The following is a 19,243-nucleotide window of genomic DNA, read 5'->3' on the forward strand; positions in this document are numbered from 1 at the left end:
CGCTACATATCTGCTGTTTTTTTCAACATTAAGTTTGTTAAACTTTGATAAAGCCTTTCGAGAATAGCTATGTCGATACGGGATGAACGAAAACAGCAGAGCCACCAAGCCCTATTGGATGCCGCGTTAAGTTTAACGACGTCTGGACATTCGTTTAGTAGCTTAAGCCTTAGGGATATTACGCGCCCCGTTGGGCTCGTACCCACGGCATTTTATCGGCATTTTCAGGACAAAGAACAATTGGGCTTGGAACTGATCGACCAAGTCGCTCTTCAGCTCAAACGCGTTCTCCATCAATTAAAACTGGCCAGCCTGTTTCAGCCAGATGCCGATCTTGAAACCCATCTAGATCAGTTTTTTGCCGCTGTCGAACAACATCCTGAATGGTGGATGTTTTTTAGTGCGGAACGTTGGGGCGGTTCCCCCGTGCTCCGTCAGGCCATTGCCCGTGAAATTGATGCACTGATTGAGGACCTGACTCAAGATTTAAGTTTAATGAACCAGTCGCAGCAGCGATATGCAGCAGAGGATTTAGCCGCGCTCTCACATCTACTGATTAATTTGTCCTTTAATTGGGCTATTTCCTGGGTGAACTTTTGTATCAGCTCACCGCCAGCATCCTCGATTCAACAGCAAGCATTTAAGCAGCAAACCATGCGGCAAATTCAACTGTTATTGACTGGGATTGCCTATCTTGAGCCGATCTCACTAGCACCAGATCCAGATGCAAAGACATAAAAAAACCTGCAAAATCGCAGGTTTTTTTACGCTTGACCTATGATTTGGCTTTACGTTCTTTCTCTACCAAGTAGCTTACCACTTGCGTCACTTTACCATCTTCACCTTGCACCACGTACTTACCGTTGACCACGACAGCAGGCACGCCCGTTAACTGGTACTGTCTTGCCAATTGCTGTGACTGAGCCACTTTAGATGTGATTGGGAAAGAGTTGAACATGCTGTTAAATTTAGCTTCAGGCACCCCATATTTGCTAAAGAATTTCGCTTGCGATTGCTGATCAAAAATTTGCTGACCATTCACATGAATCGCATGGAACAATGGTAAATGGGTATTCTTGCGTACACCTAATGCTTCAGAAACATAATAACCACGTGCCCCCTGCTCCCACACTGGGTTCATGGCTGCTGGAGTACGCACAAAACGTACATCTTTAGGAATGTTCTTCAGCCAAGTTTGCATATGCGGTTCTAATTTGAAGCAGTGTGGGCAACCATACCAAAAGAATTCACGCACTTCGATTTTTCCTGGCACTTCAACTTTGCCTGGGTTAGCGACTACAGTATAGTCTTTGCCCGCAACAAAATCCGCTGCCATTACACTACCAGAAAATGCCAATACGGCCGTTGCAAGACTGCCCAAAAGGAATTTTTTCATTGCGTTTGTTGTCCTCTAAATCATTATGATGAGCTTATGCGAAAACTATAAAACAATTTAGTCGATTTCGTTTTCCTTCTGTGAACTTTTTTACTGCTTTTATCGCTTTTTTTAGAATTAACGCTACACTAGCCATATTGATCTTTATACCAAAACAACTTGATTGAGGTGGCGCCAATGTCGAAATTAAATGTTGATCCGCAAGAAATTGCCAAATTTGAAGCATTCGCTGCTATATGGTGGGATCAGCATTCTGAATTCCGACCTTTACATCAAATTAACCCACTGCGCCTCAACTGGATTGATGAACGGGTCAATGGTCTTGCTGGTAAAAAAGTCCTCGATGTCGGCTGCGGTGGTGGCATTTTGGCTGAAAGTATGGCGCGTCGTGGTGCGCAAGTGCTGGGTATTGATATGGGCGTTGCGCCTTTAAATGTGGCACGCATTCATGCTGAACAAGAAGGTGTACAGAATATTGAATATCGCCAAGTACCCGTAGAAGAACTCGCCAAAGAACAAGCCGGACAATACGATGTGGTAACTTGCATGGAAATGCTGGAACATGTGCCCGATCCTGCATCGATTATTCAGGCCTGCCAAACCTTGGTCAAACCAGGTGGTCACGTCTTCTTCTCGACCATTAACCGTAATCCAAAATCCTATTTATTTGCCATTATTGGCGCAGAATACATTTTAAGAATGTTGGCCAAAGGTACGCACGACTATCATAAATTCATTAAACCGTCTGAATTGGCGCATGACATCCGTCAGGCAGGACTGAATCTGAAAGATATGATCGGACTACATTACAACCCACTGACCAAACGCTACTGGCTGGCGCCGAATGTCGATGTGAATTACATGGTCTACACCGTAAAAGCAGGTGCAGAATGAAAGCCGTTCTGTTCGATCTCGATGGCACCTTAATTGATACTGCTGCGGACTTCATTCGCATTATTCAAGGCATGTGCCGTGAAGAAGGTCGTGCTGTCGTAGATGCCGAACTGATCCGCACCCAAGTCTCAGAAGGTGCGCGTGCCATGGTGAAACTGGTCTATCCCGAACTGGCCGTGGATGACCCGATTTTTCTAGCCCATCGCCAACGCTTTCTCGATTTATACGGCGCAGATATTGCGGTGGATACCGATTTGTTTACAGGCATGCATCCCCTGTTAGCAGAGCTCGAACAGCAAAATATACCGTGGGGCATCGTGACCAATAAACCCCGTGGCCTCAGTGAATCTTTACTGGCTGCGTTGAATCTGACCGAACGCTGTGCGGTCTTGGTTTGTCCTGAAGATGTCAGCAAAACCAAACCTGATCCAGAACCGATGTATCTGGCAGCACAACACTTGCAGCTTCCCGCCGAGCAATGTATCTATGTCGGAGATCATCCTCGTGATATTGATGCGGGACGTCATGCTCAGATGTACACCATCTTGGCAGCCTACGGCTATTTACCACTCGAATACAAAGATGACTTAACAGCTTGGCAAGCGAATTGTATAGTGAACACAGTGAGCGAATTACAACAGGTGATTCAACAACAACTGTCGTTGAATACACCAATAAATACCTAAACTTGATTGAGTAAAATAAGAAGGAGGTGACCATGAAATATTCTGAATATCAGCCTCGCCCAGATCTCCTAAAAGATCGCATCATTTTAATTACTGGGGCTGGCGATGGCATTGGTCGTGCAGCTGCACTCAGTTATGCCTTACATGGGGCAACCGTAGTGTTACACGGTCGTACCCTCAACAAACTCGAAGTCATTTATGATGAAATCGAAAGTTTAGGCGCACCGCAACCGGCCATCCTTCCTCTGCAACTCTCCAGTGCTTCACCACGGGATTATGAGTTGCTATACGACACCTTAGAGACCCAATTTGGTCGTCTAGATGGTATTTTGCATAATGCAGGCATTTTGGGTGAGCGTACAGAACTTGAGCATTATCCAATTGATGTTTGGGATGATGTTATGGCCGTTAACCTGCGCGCGCCCTTTATCTTGACGCAAGAATTGTTGCCCCTGCTACAAAAATCAGAAAATGCCTCTGTGGTTTTTGCCAGCTCAGGCGTTGGGCGTCAGGTTCGGGAAAAATGGGGCGCCTATTCGGTGTCTAAAATTGCCATTGAAGCCGTAAGCCAGTTGTTTGCCAAAGAAAATCAGCATCCAAATGTCCGTTTCAATTGTATTAATCCAGGCGCAACACGGACGGCAATGCGTGCCAAAGCCTATCCAGAGGAAGACCCTAAAACTCTTGCAACGCCGGAATCCATCATGCCAGCCTATTTATATTTAATGGGCGATGACAGTTTACAGATGAGTGGGCAAAGTATTGATGCGCAAGATTGATTGCCTGCGGTCTTAAATACGCACTGTTAAAATCCTTTGTGTCACACAAAGGATTTTTTTGGCGATATTAATCGTTTTAATTTATTAAACTAACCAAAATATTCGGTTTTATAAATCAACCTAACTTTTCTACACTGTGCTGACATTCTCAGCGACATATCTAGGAAGCCTTTTGCCATGACCGATCTACAGCACAAAGTTGAGCTGATTCGCTCCATTCACTCTCTGCAACTGCCTGAAACACTGCTACACGCCTTAGATGATGCACAACAGGCACAGCGTGTGATTGAAGCGGTCGCTTGCTTGCAGCATTGGGTCGAGCAGTGGAATTAATTGCTGTTTTCCCCTCGTACGAATACCAATGAAATGCAGGACTGAAGCTGAATAGCGATGTGATTCAAACTCATTAAACTCAGCACAGTGTGAAACATGTAAGCACAGAAAGATTTCCAAAACTGGATGATTTCATGGATAATATTCTTAATTTATCTATTTTTTTAAAGAATTAATCTAATTTCTTCACAGTTTCTCTGCATTTTTTTCGTACATTATTTACTGTGAAATGAACACATCGATAACGAGGGGTCAACATGAAAAAGATGATGGCAATATTGACCATTACTTTCAGTGCATTGATGGCAAGCAGCCTAAGTTCTGCTGCACCCCACTTTGATCATCGTGGTGGTGATGACCATCCCCGCAATAATCAAGGTAAGGGGCGAGACTTTCGTGATTTTGATCAAGATGATGACCGTATTCAAGACAAACGCCGCATGCGTGAAGAACGCGGGGTGAAACGTCTACAGCAGCATCAATGGCAAACTGGTTATGTCATGCCGCAGCATTATCGTGGCAACGGCTACAAAGTCGGGTATAAAGAGCATAATTTGCCTAAACCTGCACGCAATCAGCAATGGTACAAAATCAATAACGATTATATTTTAATCGATTCTGACAGTAACGGGATTTTGCGCATTGTGAACGACTAAGTACATCTCTCTGCTTTACGCTTTTTCGCCAGTCTGGCTCATCTCTAGGCTGGCTTTTTTATGCCTGAATGTTACTGATGATCCCCTAATAAAATCCAACATAATTCGCTGCTGCCCCTGTAGCCCCTGCATTTTATGCCTTTACAATCTCCGTTTTTTCTTCATCAAATTCACATTTCGACAATAGTGCTCTCATTATTTCTCTGCTGTTGTTGGTTACCTTGATCTCATCGAAACACATCAACAGACATTGAGGCACAGCATGAATAAATTAGTTTCCGCAATCGTTTTTACTTTAGGTACAGCCGTAACTGCATCTGCAATTGCAGCGCCAGCTTATGAACATCGTTATGACCAACGCCACTATGCCGAGCAGCATGACCACGACTGGAAAAAAGAAGATGGTCGTTGGAATGACAAACGTTATCAACGTATTAACCCAAGCCGCGATTGGCGTGTCGGTCAAACCCTACCACGTGGTTATGACTCTTCCCGCTATGCCGTAGATTATCGTGATGCGAAACGCTTACATAAACCAGCGCGTAATCAACAATGGTACAAAATTAACGGCGATTACGTCTTAGTCAACGAGCGCAATAACCGCATCCTGCATATTATTGGCTAATCCCTGCGGCCTCGATAGATTCCTTCCCTCGGCACCTTAACGAAAGTTAAGGTGTTTTTTTATCTAAGATTGTTCGCTCTGCATTTTTTTGATTAAAATCGACTATTGATTCAAATTTTTTGAGATAGGCATGCAAGCGAATTCGAACGATGTTTCACACAGCACAACTTTACAGTATGTGCACTGGTTTCGACATTCTGCACCCTATATCAATGCCCACCGTAATAAGACCTTTGTGATCATGTTTGATGGTGAAGCCGTCCAGCACGACAACTTCCAACATATTATCCATGACATTGCCCTGCTGAATTCCCTCGGGATTCGGCTGATTTTAGTGCATGGTGCGCGTCAGCAAATTAATCAGAACCTGAAAAGTAGTGGTTTGAGTACTCCATTCCATCAACATCGTCGCATTACCACACGCGAGTCACTGGGCTGTGTCATGAATGCCGTCGGCTCTGTCCGTCTGCAAATTGAAGCATTATTGTCGATGGGACTCGCCAACTCCCCAATGTACGGGGCACGCATTGATGTGGTTTCGGGTAATTTTATTACTGCCAAACCGTATGGCATTCGGGATGGCATTGATTTTCAATTAACTGGTGAAGTTCGCAGTGTCGATACCGATGCCATTCAAAAACACCTGCAACAGCACAACATTGTCATGCTGGGCCCTGTGGGTTACTCCACAACTGGGGAAGTCTTTAACCTTCCTGCGGAAGAAGTGGCAACCCGAACGGCGATCAGCTTAAAAGCCGATAAACTGATTTTCCTTGGTAAACAACATGGTTTACAAAATGCCCAAGGGCAACTGCAACGGGAAATTACCCCACAACGTTTAGACCAGTATATTCAGCAGCAGGGCAGCAATCCCGAACTGGCACAACAACTCCGCAGTGCACAAGAGGCTTCACTCAAAGGCGTACATCGCGTCCACCTGATCTCTTATACTTATGACGGGGCTTTGCTGGAAGAGCTGTTTACCCGTGATGGTTCGGGCACCATGGTCACCGATGCGCATTATGAAGATGTGCGCATGGCCAATATTCAGGATGTCGGTGGACTGATCAATTTACTGCGCCCACTCGAAGAAGACGGCATTTTGGTTTACCGTTCGCGGGAACGACTGGAAACTGAAATTGAACAGTTCGCGGTGATTGAACGTGACGGCATGATTCTCGCCTGCGCCGCCCTGTATCCAATACCCGCCCAAGCCAATGAATTACGCTCTGCGGAAATTGCCTGCGTCGCGGTACACCCGAGCTACCGTAAATCCAATCGTGGCAGTCAAATCCTGCACTATTTGGAAGGAAAAGCCCGCAGTATGGGCATACAGCAATTATTTGTGCTGACCACGCGTACCGCACACTGGTTTTTGGAACATGGCTTTGAAACCGCCAATGTCGATGATCTGCCGAATGCGCGTCAAGCTTTGTATAACTATCAACGAAATTCCTTGGTATTTAAAAAACGGATTTAATCGCCTCATCCCACTGCTTTAGATTTCGGATCTACACAGCAACGACTTGAGCGAGAGTAGCTTGCTCAAGTCCAAGCGCAATTACTCGACATAGCCCCATATTTTTTTACAAGCAGCATGACCAAGGTTTAGCAGGATTTATGCTATCGATATCTTGCAGCTTGCAGAAACTCGGTTGTGACAATATGCAATTGCAGCATAAGCTTATACAGATTCTTTAATTAAAAAATAAAATTAATATTTTCAATATCTTAAATTACTATCAACTTATATTCTATTTTTACGCTAATTGAATTTTATATCTAAGTTTTGCTTTTTTTGATTTATCTTTTTTTTTCATGACCAATCCCTATTTTTTTATTTTTTCCGCATAACAAAGCGCTATAGCGTATCTGCTTGACATCAATTCTGATTAATTTTTCGTGGAGCAGGTCTGATATGGGCAAGCCGCTTATCCCTTGGGCAAAAAACATCTATCCGTACAAATGTGATGCTAGCTGTAATGTGTATGCCTGAGTGTATTACACGACAACAAGAAAATCCTTCTCCACTCAAGTGCAATATTCAAATCACACACTTAAAAACAACACCATAATAATCAGGAACAGTATCATGCAACATTTTAAAACTATTAGCTTTGTGGGTTTAACCACACTCAGTATTGCCCTCAGCGGCTGTCAAAAAACTGAATCACATCAGACTGCTGCTGCAGGCAAAGACACGGCGGTTCCTGTCGAAACTTTGGCCATTGGTTACCAAAAATCTTCACTCAATTTATTGGTCGCGCGCCAGCAAAAACTGTTTGAACAGGAATTTCCGCAAGCCAAAATTGAATGGAAAGAGTTTCCTGCGGGTCCTCAAATGCTGGAAGCCTTGGCTGTTGGTGCCATTGATTTTGGTGCAGTGGGTAATACCCCACCCATCTTTGCTCAAGCGGCTGGTAAAGCGTTGAGCTATGTCGGTTATGAACAAGTCCCTGCCAATTCTCAGGCCTTATTGATTCCCAAAAACAGCGCCATTCAATCTATTCAGGAATTGAGAGGCAAACGTATTGCCGTACAGAAAGGTTCGAGTGCGCATGAATTACTGGCAAAAATTTTACAACAGGCAGGCTTAAGCTGGCAGGAGATTCAACCGATTTGGCTCCCCCCTGCCGATGCACGTGCAGCCTTTGACAAACAGTCGGTAGATGCTTGGGCAATTTGGGAACCCTACCTCAGTGCGGCTGAACAAGATGCCCATGCCAAAGTGCTGATTGATGGCAGCGCCTTCCCGAAAACCTACTCATTTTACATCGGCAATCCCAAATTTATTGCGGCACATCCGCAAGCTACCGCACAGTTTTTACATGGCTTAAATCAGGCCGATCAATGGGTACTCAAAAATCAGCCACAGGCTTTAACGGTGTATACCCAAAGTACAGGTTTGCAAACATCGATTGCACAACGCGTGATTGATAAACGTCTAAAGCCGTCACCGATTCAGACCTTAAACCCTGAAGTGATTCAGGCACAGCAGCAAATCGCTGATCTGTTCCAGCAGGTGCAACTGATTCCAAAAAATATTCAGGTGCAAAGCAGCGTTTGGGCAGCCCCGAAAACGCACTAATTTGTAAATAATGTAAGGATATTAATAATGAAAATTTTCTGGTTTATTCCCACACATGGCGATAGTCGTTATTTAGGCACCAGCAAAGGCGCACGCCAAGTGGATCATGCCTATATGAAGCAAATTGCCGTTGCGGCAGATCATTTAGGCTATGAAGGGGTACTGATTCCCACGGGGCGTTCATGTGAAGATCCGTGGATTACAGCGGCCAGTTTGATTGATGCGACCCAGAACCTGAAATTTTTAGTGGCGCTGCGTCCAGGGGTAACCACCCCAGCATTGGCTGCGCGTATGGCAGCCACTTTTGACCGCCTTTCCAATGGGCGCGTGCTGCTCAATCTGGTCACTGGTGGTGATGAACAAGAGCTCAAGGGAGATGGCATTTATGAAGACCATGCCACACGTTATCAAACCGCGAGTGAATACACCAAAATCTGGCGTGAAATTCTGACCCGCTCGCATACCGGTGAAGCCTTCAGTTTTCACGGCGAGCACTTAAAGGTTGATGATGCCAAACTGCTCTATCCACCAGTACAACACCCTTACCCACCGCTCTGGTTCGGAGGTTCATCGGATGCCGCGATTGAACTGGCGACCGAGCAAGTCGATACCTATTTAACCTGGGGTGAACCACCTGCAGCGGTCAAAGAAAAACTGGCGCAAGTGCGTGAAAAAGCAGCCGCCAAAGGACGCCAGCTCAACTATGGTATTCGCCTACATGTGATTGTGCGTGAGACCAATCAGGAGGCATGGCAAGCCGCCCATGAGCTGATTCAGTATGTGGATGATGCCACCATCGCTGCCGCACAACAAAAATTCAAGCAAATGGATTCGGTTGGACAGCGACGCATGGCAGAACTTCATAATGGTGACCGCAGCAAATTGGAAGTTTCTCCGAATCTATGGGCCGGTGTAGGACTGGTGCGTGGTGGTGCAGGAACGGCGCTGGTGGGCGACCCACAAACCGTAGCAGATCGCATTCAGGAATATGCCGATTTGGGCATCAGCACTTTTATTTTCTCTGGCTACCCACATTTGGAAGAGTCGATTCGCTTTGCCGAACTGGTGTTTCCGCTTTTACCTTTGGAAACCCGTAAAAAATTATCGCAACCCAATCTCACGGGGCCTTTCGGTGAAATTGTCGCGAACAATTATGTCCCGAGCCAGACGCTGGCTGCACGTCCCATTAAGGAGTCCGCCTAATGTCTAGAATCACTGCGGCTGGAACTTTTCCCAAGCGAAAAGTTTCACGTGGAACAAAATTTGGGCAGCGTTTGCTGCCCTGGCTGGTACCTTTATTGCTGATTCTGCTCTGGCAAATCGCCTCAACTTCAGGTCTGCTGCAAAGTCGAATTTTGCCTGCGCCTACGGCGGTCATCAGTGCATTCTGGCACTTACTGATCAGTGGTGAACTTTGGCATCATGTCCAAGTCAGTGCAGGACGTGCCTTACTCGGTCTCGCTCTTGGTGGAGGTCTGGGCTTAGCTTTGGGACTGTTGAATGGCTCCTCCAAAACCGCCTCGACCCTGCTCGATACCACCTTACAGATGATTCGGAATATTCCAGCTTTGGCTTTAATTCCACTGGTGATTCTCTGGTTTGGCATTGATGAAAGCGCCAAGCTGTTCTTGGTCGCTGTGGGCGTGTTCTTCCCGATTTATATCAATACCTATCACGGTATTCGCTCTGTCGACCCGCAACTGATTGAAATGGGCAAAAGCTACGGACTGAGTCGTTGGCAACTGTATAAAAATATTATCCTGCCTGGGGCGATGCCCTCAATTTTGGTCGGTTTGCGATTTGCCCTGGGCTTGGTTTGGGTGTTGCTGATTGTGGCAGAAACCATTTCAGCCCAAGCAGGAATTGGTTATATGACTATGAATGCGCGTGAGTTCTTACAAACCGATGTGGTTTTGGTGGGCATCTTGTTATATGCCCTACTCGGTAAACTGGCCGATGTACTGGCTGTCAGCTTAGAAAAATACTTATTGCGCTGGCACCCTGGCTATCAAAAATAAGGAGCAGAAAATGACCGATCTCAGCATTGGCGACCATGTCGCTGAACAGATACAACAGTCCAAACATCAACCTGCCGATATACAATCGAATGCGCTACTGGGTGCAGAAATTTTAATTGAGCAACTGCATAAATTTTATGGCGATGTCCAAGTCTTGCAAGATTTGGACTTACACATCCAACCCGGTGAGTTTTTGGCAATCGTCGGGCGCAGTGGCTGTGGCAAAAGTACCTTATTAAGGCTGATTGCCGATCTGGAACAGCCGAGCTACGGTGAAATCAAATTCAAGTCGGCTCGTCATCTGCGCGAAGGCATTACCCGTGATGATATCCGCGTGATGTTCCAAGACCCGCGCCTGTTACCTTGGCGCAGTATTGAACAAAATGTCCATTTGGGTTTGAACAAGTCCGCACATCAACAGGCCAGTGCCTTACTGGAAAAAGTCGGCTTAAAAGAAAAAGCCGCCTTATGGCCGGCGCAACTTTCTGGTGGTCAGCGGCAACGCACCGCCCTCGCGCGTGCCTTGTCCCATCAGCCTCGGGTTTTATTATTAGATGAACCCTTAGGTGCCTTAGATGCGCTCACCCGCCTAGAGATGCAAAAACTGATTGAACAGCTGTGGCGCGAACAAGGCTTTACCGCCATTTTGGTCACGCATGATGTCAGTGAAGCCGTACAATTGGCAGACCGGATTATTTTATTGGATCAGGGTCATATCGCACGTCAATTTCAGGTAGACCTGCCACGGCCACGGGGAAAAAACTGGCAATTTGCCGAGCTAGAACAGCAGGTTTTAAATGCCGTTTTAGCCACGAAATAATCATGTCGCAACCCAATCCTCGGATGAGGATCGGGTTCGAGACAAAATTTCACTGTCATAAAAATGTCACATAAATGTCATATTTGAAACAAATATGGTCTCAATTGGTGCATTTCCCGATACATTTGTCCGTTTCATCTTTTTAACTGGCAGATTGTGAAATCACGCCATATTATTTCATCCCGAAATTTCAGGATTTCATCAAATTACTGGATTTGTTGATGCACAAATCTGATGATTTGCCGTACAATTTAGCCTTCCCTGAATTTTTTAAAGCTGCGAATGGAACAAAAAAAGAGTACTCAAAAGCGCCATCAATTGCTGAATGCCGCACTTGATGTTTTTTCCTTATATGGATTTAACGGGGCTAGTTTAGATGAAATTGCTCAACTTGCTGAAATGCATAAGTCGAACATTTTCTATTACTATGAAAATAAAGAAGCATTGTATGTTGAAGTACTGACCACGGTCTTGCAAAAATGGTTAGCACCTCTGCAAATGCTCGAAGCAGAATTAGAGCCGACGGAAGCGATTACCAATTATTTACTGCAAAAAATTGAACTGTCACGCACGCAACCGAAAGCTTCGCGTTTATTTGCCTTAGAAATTATTCAAGGTGCACCACATATTTTAGAGATCTTAAAAGGTCCACTAAAAAAACTGGTAAAACGCAAAGCCAAAGTGATTAGCATGTGGCAAGAGCAAGGTAAAATTTCTGCAGACATTGATCCGGAATTGCTGATTCTAAACATTTGGGCCGTGACGCAAAACTATGCCGACTTTGCCACGCAAATGGAAATGGTGACGGGTAAGACCTTGCGTAACCGTAGCATGCAACAGCGTGTCATTCAGCATACCGTGCACATGATGCTTTACGGGATCTTACCGCGCGAGCAAAACAGCTAATTCCTGCTCCCTTGTATTGGCAACACGACCATAGCCCTCTATGGTCGCCAAGCCTGTTATTCCACTCTGAAAGATTGGTATAAGGACAACAATTTTTCTGCCCCCAACAGTAAATTTTCTTCCCAATCCATATGCGCAGTATCATTGGCGCCATCAGTAATGTATTTCACTGAAATCAGACGCACCCCCAGCTTTTTACACACTTTAGCCATCGCATAGCCTTCCATGTCCACCAAATTACAAGGCACTTTGGGCTGACCGATTTCAAAATTGTCCCCTGTCCCACAAATGCCTTTTGGTAACTGGCTAAAATAAGGCTCTAAATCAATCGCTGCGGGATGATCATGATCCATCGGAGTGACCCCGACTTCAAAGCCGAGGGGTGAAACATCCATATCGCGTTGCACAAAGCTGGTAACTTCAACTAAGGCATGTCGGTCAAAATGCGAACTGCCTGCACTGCCCAAATTGAGCAAGGTGTTACAGCCTGTTGCCTGAATCACCTCAAAGGCTTTAAAGGCGGCATTCACTTTACCAATGCCACTGTAATGCACATCAATCTGAGCCTGTTCAAACAGACCTTTCGACTCATTGGGTAAAGCCATAATTAAGGCTAATGGAGATTTCATGCGGATGACTCAAAACAAAACCCTGCTATTAAAAATCAAAACCACGCAGGCTGCAAATCAGGCCTTTTTTGCATTAAAAGCTCTCGGTGGCATACGGATATTTCTGTCCTATTTTTGCTGTAAATACAGATGCAGGCAGGGCGAAAAGAATAAGCGTCCAGCGTAAAAGCCTGCCACCGTTTTGCTCATGACCAAGCCCCATAACAGCATTAATAAGATCGCGAAGCCATAGCCAATGCTGCGTAATCCATCCAATTGTAACTGCTGTGCCAGCTGCAAGATGGCTAAACTAAAGACGCCCAAGGGAAAAGTCATTCCCCACCAGCCCAAATTAAACGGTAAATGCTTTAAGGCATGCTTCAGACTAATCAGCATAGCGATACCCAGCCACCACAGACCAAATCCCAACAACAGCAAACTGCTCAATATCCCGGCCTGATGCAAGAATTCACCCAAGCCGGTTATCGGCAACTGCATGCTGAGTCGTTGCGCTTGCTCACCCAAAAGTAACAAGGCCAACGCGCCTGTACCAATTGGGCCCACTGCTAACCAGCCTGTCATCGCCAGTTCTTGATTCGGCAATTGATGCAAGGCCAAACGTAAAAACAGAATCCCTAAAATCAGCAAGGCAGGAAAAACTGAGATTCCCCAGAGTAAATAACTGCCGAATAAGATGCTGAGCGCATGCGCATTTGCAGGTAAATGCTGCAATAAACTACCACCTGTCGCTGCGGCAACTTCACACGCCACAATCGGCAATAACCACACGGCGGTCATCTGAGATAACTGATGTTGCTGACAACTGAACATACAGAAGGGCACCACAAACGCCACACTGAATGCCAGCACGACATCGACATACCACAACCACTGAGCAATATCGACCACAGCTGGGCCGTACAGGGCGATACCATATTTCAGGCTCCCATTGATCAGCGTTGCCAATGCCATCGGAATCGTACCCAAAAACAGGCTCATGCTCGGATGGCTAAAAATTTGCTTGGCTTCCTGCGGGTAGAAGAGCCAACGTAAGCCATAAAGCAGACTAAACAGCGTAAAGAGCACCAGATTAAGATGCCATAAAGCGGCACCAGCAGCCTCAAACCAAGGATGAATAGTGCCAAATTCAGCCAGAATCACAGCCAAAATGCCAGTTCCCATACAGACAGTAAACCAGTTTGGAGTAAACTGACGAATCAGGTCATGCCATTGGGGTAATTGATAAAAAGGCTTTTTCATCGGGTTTTCATCCAATATGAGCAGTTATGTTGATCTTACAACGTCATATTAATAAGAAAAATTGATTATTTTTTATTTTTAAAATCATTTTTATTGATTAATATTTGCCGCATTAATAAATTTTACTGAGTAAAAACACAACAACAAGACGAAACGAACAGAATATGGCAATATATAAGCCTGATTATTTTTCATTTATTGATTAGCCCATGAAGCTGCTCCGCCTGAATGCTTTAGCACCAGACTTTCAATTACCCAAAACCGCTGTGACGATTGGTAATTTTGACGGTGTGCATTTGGGGCATCAAGCCATGATTCAGCAACTCAAAAGTGTGGCCGCACAACAACAACTGCAGACCTTGGTCATGATTTTTGAGCCGCAACCGCTGGAATTTTTTCAAGGTTATGAAGCACCTCCTCGTATTACCTCACTGCGCGAAAAAGTCGAATATTTAAGTGAGCTGGGGGTGGACTATATTGCCGTGGCCAAATTTGACCATTATTTCCGTGGTTTAAGTGCAGAAGCTTTTGCCGACTTACTCAAACATCAACTCAATGCTGAACATTTGGTACTGGGCGATGATTTCCATTTTGGCAAAAACCGCCAAGGCAATAGTGAATATTTACGTAACTACGGTTTTCAAGTCACCAATTTGACTACCATTTCTCTGCATGGAGAACGCGTCAGTTCAACCCGTATTCGTCAAACCCTGCAAGCTGGGGATTTGGCCCTGGCGGCCCAGTTGCTGGGACGACCTTATAGTATTACGGGGCGGGTGCAATACGGCGATCAAATTGGCCGTACCCTTGATTTTCCGACCATTAATGTCCGTTTAAACCGTCATAAACCGTGTCTGAACGGGATTTATGGGGTCGATGTCATTTGCGAAACCACCTCTTTACAAGACAAAGTGCGACAAGACAGCCCAGAACAAAAAGGAGTTTTGGGTTATCAGGCGAGCGCTTTGTTTGGTGCGGGGCACGTTGGAACACGACCAGCCATCCAACAAGAACGTCCAGAGTGGCGATTAGAAGTACATTTCCCTAATGTTTCTGCTAATCTGTATGGCTTGTTAATGCGGGTCACCTTCTTGAACTATTTACATGGTGAAAAGAACTACCCTTCGCTGGAAGCACTAAAAGCGGGAATCGATGATGATGTGGAGAAGCTCCTTGAGTTTCGTCACAACAACCCAACCTTTCCCTTTTAAATACCGAAAATTTTATGTAAAACGCGTCAGTCTTAAAGCTGATTAAATTGGAAGAAATCTTGCATGAGCGATAAGCAAACTCCTGAAAATGCAGTGGATTATAAAGCCACACTAAACCTCCCAGGTACTGAATTTGCAATGAAAGCAAACCTTGCAGTACGTGAAGCTAAATGGTTAGAAGAGTGGTATGCCGACAACATTTATCAGCAGATTCGTGCATCGCGTATTGGCAAGAAAAAATATGTGCTGCATGATGGTCCTCCGTATGCGAACGGTCAGATTCACTTAGGCCATGCCGTCAACAAAGTACTCAAAGACATTATTATTAAAAGTCGTGTCCTCGATGGTTTCGATGCGCCATACGTACCAGGTTGGGACTGCCACGGCCTGCCTATTGAACTGAAAGTCGAAGAAAAAGTCGGTAAAGTCGGCGTCAAAGTCGATGCCTCAACGTTCCGTAAAGCGTGTCGTGAATATGCTTACACTCAAGTTGAACTGCAAAAGAAAGACTTTGTCCGCATGGGAGTGTTTGGGGATTGGGACAATCCGTACCTCACCATGAACTTCAAGCAAGAAGCAGACATCGTGCGTTCTTTAGGTGCTATTGCCAAAGCGGGTCATATTGAACCGGGTCTGAAACCTGTGAACTGGTGTTTAGACTGTGGTTCAGCACTCGCTGAAGCCGAAGTGGAATATGAAGACAAAAAATCAGACGCGATTGATGTTGGCTTTAGCGTTGTCGATTTAGCCGATCTTGCTGCACGTTTAGGTGTAGCGGTTACCGAGCGTACCGACATCGTGATCTGGACCACAACGCCTTGGACCTTACCTGCCAACCAAGCGGTGGCTTTACATGCCGAACTTGAGTATCAGTTGGTGAAAGCACGTGGCGAAGAAAAAGAGCCACAAAACTTTATCTTGGCGAAAAACTTAGTAGAGTCAGCAACTGAACGTTATGGTTTTAATAGCGTTGAAGTTTTGGCTGAGTTCACAGGTAGCAAGCTTGAGCATTTAAGCTTGCAACATCCCCTGATTGCTGAGCGCCAAGTGCCCGTGATTTTAGGTGAGCACGTGACTGCCGACAGCGGTACAGGGGCAGTCCATACCGCACCTGCACACGGTGTCGACGACTATAAAGTCGGCTTGACTTATAACCTCAGCATCGACAACCCAGTTGGTGGCAATGGCGTTTACTTGCCAAGCTCTCCAATTTTTTCGGGCGAACATATTTATAAAGCCAACCCGCAAATCATTGCCGCTTTAGGCGATGCAGGTAAATTGTGGGCACATAAGCCTATCAAACATAGCTATCCACATTGTTGGCGCCACAAAACACCAATTATTTTCCGTGCGACCCCGCAGTGGTTCATCAGCATGGATGCCAAAGGCTTACGCCAAGGTGCCTTGAACGCGATTGAAAACGAAATCAGTTTCGTCCCAGATTGGGGTAAAAACCGTATTCAAGCCATGATCGAAGGTCGTCCAGACTGGTGTATCTCGCGTCAACGTACTTGGGGTGTGCCAATCCCGTTCTTCGTGCATAAAGATACCAATGAGCTACACCCGCGTACGGCAGAACTCATTGAAGAAGTGGCGACCCTGATTGAGCAAGAAGGCATTGACGCGTGGTACAACCGTGAAGCCAAAGACTTTATTGGTGACGAGGCTGAACAGTACAACTGCGTACGAGACACCTTAGACGTTTGGTTCGACTCAGGCACAACGCACTATGCCGTGCTGCGTGAGCGTGAAGAACTGACCGATCCAGCCGATTTGTACCTTGAAGGTTCAGACCAGCACCGTGGCTGGTTCCAGTCGTCCTTATTGACTTCGGTAGCCATCAATCAACGTGCCCCATACAAAGGCTTATTGACGCATGGTTTCGTGGTCGATGAAAAAGGCCGCAAGATGTCAAAATCTTTGGGCAACATCATTACCCCGCAAGATATCATTAAAGATATGGGTGCCGACGGCTTACGCTTCTGGATTGCCTCAGCCGATTACCGCTATGAAATGACGGCGGGTAAAGAAATCTTTAGCCGTGCTTCAGACGGTTACCGTCGTATTCGTAACACGCTACGTTTCTTATTGGCGAACTTGAATGGTTTCAAACCATCAACAGACGCCTTAGCTGTAGATCAATTGATTGCGCTCGATCAATACATCTTGCAACGTGCCGCTGATGTACAGAAAACCATTCAACAGGCCTATGAAGATATGAACTTCCATATCGTCACCAATGCCTTGACCAACTTCTGTATTAACGACTTGGGTGGTTTCTACCTCGACATCATCAAAGACCGTCAGTACACCACCAAAGCGGATTCACAAGCACGTCATTCAGCGCAAACCGCGTTGTATCACTTAGTACAAGCCTTTGTGCGTTGGATGTCACCAATCTTGAGCTTTACCGCGCAAGAAGCATGGCCACTCATTCCAGAACAAACTGAGAAATACGTGTTCACGTCAGAGTGGTATGACATTCCTGTGGCATCGACAGCAAACTTGTTGTCTGAAGCCGACTGGCAAACGCTGATTGCCGTCAAGTCTGCCGTGAATAAGCATATTGAAGTTGCACGTAACGAAAAACTGGTGGGTTCGAATTTGTCTGCCAAAGTCGAGCTTTGGGCCAATCAAGAACTGAAAACTGTGTTAGATCGTTTAGGTGATGAACTGCGTTTTGTTCTGATTACCTCACAAGTACAGGTACATGCCTTTGACGCGGCTCAAGGTCAGGCATCTGATCTAGACGGTTTACAGGTGAAAGTGTCTGCTGCGGAAGGTGAAAAATGTGCGCGCTGCTGGCATGTGCTTCCTGATGTGAATACACATCACGAACATCCTGGTCTATGTGCGCGTTGTATTATTAACCTCCCTACTGGTCAAGGCGAAGAGAGAAAATATGCCTAATCCACAACAGAAAGCGGGCCTGTTTCAATTCTACCCACACAATTTGCTGTGGGTGGGGTTATCTATTTTGGCCATTGTGTTAGATCAATGGACCAAGTGGATTGCCTCAACACATTTGAATTATGCAGATCCGGTACCTGTGCTGCCTTTTTTAAATTGGACTTTACTGCATAACTATGGCGCAGCCTTTAGTTTCTTGTCCGATGCTGGCGGCTGGCAACGTTATTTCTTTACCTCACTTGCAGGATTGGTTTCGGTGATTTTTGTGTTTTGGCTCATGCGTATGCCGAAACACCTCACTATTTTACCGATGGCGATTGCGCTGATTTTAGGTGGTGCTGTAGGGAATCTGATTGATCGCGTGACCTTGGGTTATGTGGTCGATTTTATTCATGTCTATTACAACAATAGTCACTTCCCTGCCTTTAATATTGCCGACAGTGCCATTACCCTCGGAACCATTCTGTTGCTTATAGATACGTTTTTCTTAGAAAAACATCGAATTCAACGTGCGGATGCGCAACATCATGAATGAAATTATGAATCCCAATGAAGAAACTCGGATTGAACAAGGTTCAAAGGTTGATCTTCATTTTTCAGTCGCCATTGAAAATGGTGTAGAAATTGACAATACCCGTAGCCGAGATGAACCGGTCAGCTTGGTGATGGGTGATGGCAGTTTACTGCCAGGTTTTGAAAAAGCCCTGTTTGGTCTACGCGCGGGTGACCGCCGTACTGTCAGCCTGCCGCCAGAAGATGCTTTTGGCCCATGGAACCCTGAAAACGTACAGAAGTTTGACACGGTGAAATTTGAGCAGCGTCCAGTTGAAGGGCACATGATCGAGTTTGAAGACAAGGCCAAACAAAGCCTGTACGGCGTGGTGAAATCCGTCGCGGATGACATTACCGAAGTGGATTTTAATCATCCATTGGCGGGCAAAAATATTACCTTTGAAGTGGAAATCTTCAAAGTCACTCCTGCGGGTCAGCAAGGCGTGAAATTCATGTAAAAGCTCGCTTTTACAATCCAAAAAACCCTTCACACATGAAGGG

Annotated in this window: 20 protein-coding genes; 17 read left to right on the plus strand and 3 right to left on the minus strand. The window is 45.6% G+C overall.

All coding sequences use genetic code 11. From position 1 onward, the window contains the following. Positions 1–69 precede the first annotated feature (69 nt). Positions 70–738 carry a TetR family transcriptional regulator gene (locus ACX17N_RS13825; protein WP_458893147.1) on the plus strand — a complete coding sequence of 223 codons (669 nt, stop codon included), beginning with the start codon at positions 70–72 and terminating at the stop codon, positions 736–738. Positions 739–775: 37 nt separating this feature from the next. Here the strand turns inward: ACX17N_RS13825 and ACX17N_RS13830 are convergent, their stop codons facing one another. Further along, positions 776–1,396 (minus strand): thiol:disulfide interchange protein DsbA/DsbL, encoded by a 621-nt coding sequence (locus ACX17N_RS13830; protein ID WP_458893148.1) that lies wholly within the window; start codon positions 1,394–1,396, stop codon positions 776–778. A gap of 177 nt (positions 1,397–1,573) precedes the next feature. On the opposite strand from ACX17N_RS13830, the gene ubiG reads away from it, so the two are divergent. The 12 genes from ubiG to ACX17N_RS13890 all read left to right on the plus strand — a co-directional run bounded on the left by ubiG (position 1,574) and on the right by ACX17N_RS13890 (position 12,201). Continuing rightward, positions 1,574–2,290, plus strand: a complete 717-nt coding sequence (gene ubiG / locus ACX17N_RS13835; RefSeq protein ID WP_458893149.1) for a bifunctional 2-polyprenyl-6-hydroxyphenol methylase/3-demethylubiquinol 3-O-methyltransferase UbiG — start codon at positions 1,574–1,576, stop codon at positions 2,288–2,290. Beyond that, positions 2,287–2,976 (plus strand): HAD family hydrolase, encoded by a 690-nt coding sequence (locus tag ACX17N_RS13840; protein ID WP_458893150.1) that lies wholly within the window; start codon positions 2,287–2,289, stop codon positions 2,974–2,976. The genes ubiG and ACX17N_RS13840 overlap by 4 nt, the downstream gene beginning before the upstream one ends. A 32-nt stretch (positions 2,977–3,008) precedes the next feature. Beyond that, entirely contained in the window at positions 3,009–3,755 is a 747-nt protein-coding gene (locus ACX17N_RS13845) for a YciK family oxidoreductase (RefSeq protein WP_458893151.1), read from the plus strand. Positions 3,756–3,932: 177 nt separating this feature from the next. Then, positions 3,933–4,088, plus strand: a complete 156-nt coding sequence (locus ACX17N_RS13850; RefSeq protein ID WP_458893152.1) for a hypothetical protein — start codon at positions 3,933–3,935, stop codon at positions 4,086–4,088. A gap of 257 nt (positions 4,089–4,345) precedes the next feature. Beyond that, positions 4,346–4,744, plus strand: a complete 399-nt coding sequence (locus ACX17N_RS13855) for an RcnB family protein (RefSeq protein WP_458893153.1) — start codon at positions 4,346–4,348, stop codon at positions 4,742–4,744. Positions 4,745–5,006: 262 nt separating this feature from the next. Beyond that, positions 5,007–5,369 (plus strand): RcnB family protein, encoded by a 363-nt coding sequence (locus ACX17N_RS13860; protein ID WP_458893154.1) that lies wholly within the window; start codon positions 5,007–5,009, stop codon positions 5,367–5,369. Between the two features lie 130 nt (positions 5,370–5,499). After that, complete coding sequence (argA, locus tag ACX17N_RS13865; protein WP_458893155.1) at positions 5,500–6,849, plus strand: amino-acid N-acetyltransferase; 1,350 nt, start codon at positions 5,500–5,502, stop codon at positions 6,847–6,849. 612 nt (positions 6,850–7,461) lie between these two features. After that, positions 7,462–8,457, plus strand: a complete 996-nt coding sequence (locus ACX17N_RS13870) for an aliphatic sulfonate ABC transporter substrate-binding protein (RefSeq protein WP_458893156.1) — start codon at positions 7,462–7,464, stop codon at positions 8,455–8,457. Between the two features lie 27 nt (positions 8,458–8,484). Continuing rightward, a complete protein-coding gene (ssuD, locus tag ACX17N_RS13875) occupies positions 8,485–9,660 on the plus strand; it encodes an FMNH2-dependent alkanesulfonate monooxygenase (protein ID WP_458893157.1) in 1,176 nt (391 codons plus the stop codon). Then, positions 9,660–10,475: an aliphatic sulfonate ABC transporter permease SsuC gene (gene ssuC, locus ACX17N_RS13880; protein WP_458893158.1), complete on the plus strand. Its 816-nt coding sequence runs from the start codon at positions 9,660–9,662 to the stop codon at positions 10,473–10,475. The genes ssuD and ssuC overlap by 1 nt, the downstream gene beginning before the upstream one ends. A 10-nt stretch (positions 10,476–10,485) precedes the next feature. Then, on the plus strand, positions 10,486–11,295 hold the full coding sequence (locus ACX17N_RS13885; protein ID WP_458893159.1) for an ABC transporter ATP-binding protein: 810 nt from the start codon (positions 10,486–10,488) through the stop codon (positions 11,293–11,295). Positions 11,296–11,577: 282 nt separating this feature from the next. Next, positions 11,578–12,201: a TetR family transcriptional regulator C-terminal domain-containing protein gene (locus tag ACX17N_RS13890; RefSeq protein WP_458893160.1), complete on the plus strand. Its 624-nt coding sequence runs from the start codon at positions 11,578–11,580 to the stop codon at positions 12,199–12,201. A 56-nt stretch (positions 12,202–12,257) separates the two neighbouring features. On the opposite strand, the gene ACX17N_RS13895 is transcribed toward ACX17N_RS13890, so the two are convergent. Both ACX17N_RS13895 and ACX17N_RS13900 read right to left on the minus strand, forming a co-directional pair. After that, the gene (locus ACX17N_RS13895; protein WP_458893161.1) at positions 12,258–12,830 is read right to left on the minus strand and encodes a phosphorylase family protein; all 573 of its coding nucleotides are present in this window, start codon (positions 12,828–12,830) and stop codon (positions 12,258–12,260) included. 108 nt (positions 12,831–12,938) lie between these two features. After that, positions 12,939–14,069, minus strand: a complete 1,131-nt coding sequence (locus ACX17N_RS13900) for a TDT family transporter (protein WP_458893162.1) — start codon at positions 14,067–14,069, stop codon at positions 12,939–12,941. A gap of 209 nt (positions 14,070–14,278) precedes the next feature. On the opposite strand from ACX17N_RS13900, the gene ribF reads away from it, so the two are divergent. From ribF to ACX17N_RS13920, 4 genes are all read left to right on the plus strand, one after another. Beyond that, positions 14,279–15,280 carry a riboflavin biosynthesis protein RibF gene (gene ribF, locus ACX17N_RS13905; RefSeq protein WP_458893163.1) on the plus strand — a complete coding sequence of 334 codons (1,002 nt, stop codon included), beginning with the start codon at positions 14,279–14,281 and terminating at the stop codon, positions 15,278–15,280. Positions 15,281–15,343: 63 nt separating this feature from the next. Beyond that, entirely contained in the window at positions 15,344–18,190 is a 2,847-nt protein-coding gene (gene ileS / locus ACX17N_RS13910) for an isoleucine--tRNA ligase (RefSeq protein WP_458893164.1), read from the plus strand. Next, a complete protein-coding gene (gene lspA, locus ACX17N_RS13915; RefSeq protein ID WP_458893165.1) occupies positions 18,183–18,725 on the plus strand; it encodes a signal peptidase II in 543 nt (180 codons plus the stop codon). Before ileS ends, lspA begins: the two co-directional genes overlap by 8 nt. Then, positions 18,718–19,200 carry an FKBP-type peptidyl-prolyl cis-trans isomerase gene (locus ACX17N_RS13920; RefSeq protein WP_458893166.1) on the plus strand — a complete coding sequence of 161 codons (483 nt, stop codon included), beginning with the start codon at positions 18,718–18,720 and terminating at the stop codon, positions 19,198–19,200. The genes lspA and ACX17N_RS13920 overlap by 8 nt, the downstream gene beginning before the upstream one ends. The last annotated feature ends 43 nt before the right edge of the window (positions 19,201–19,243 follow it).

This window comes from Acinetobacter sp. GXMZU3951, from assembly GCF_054457875.1.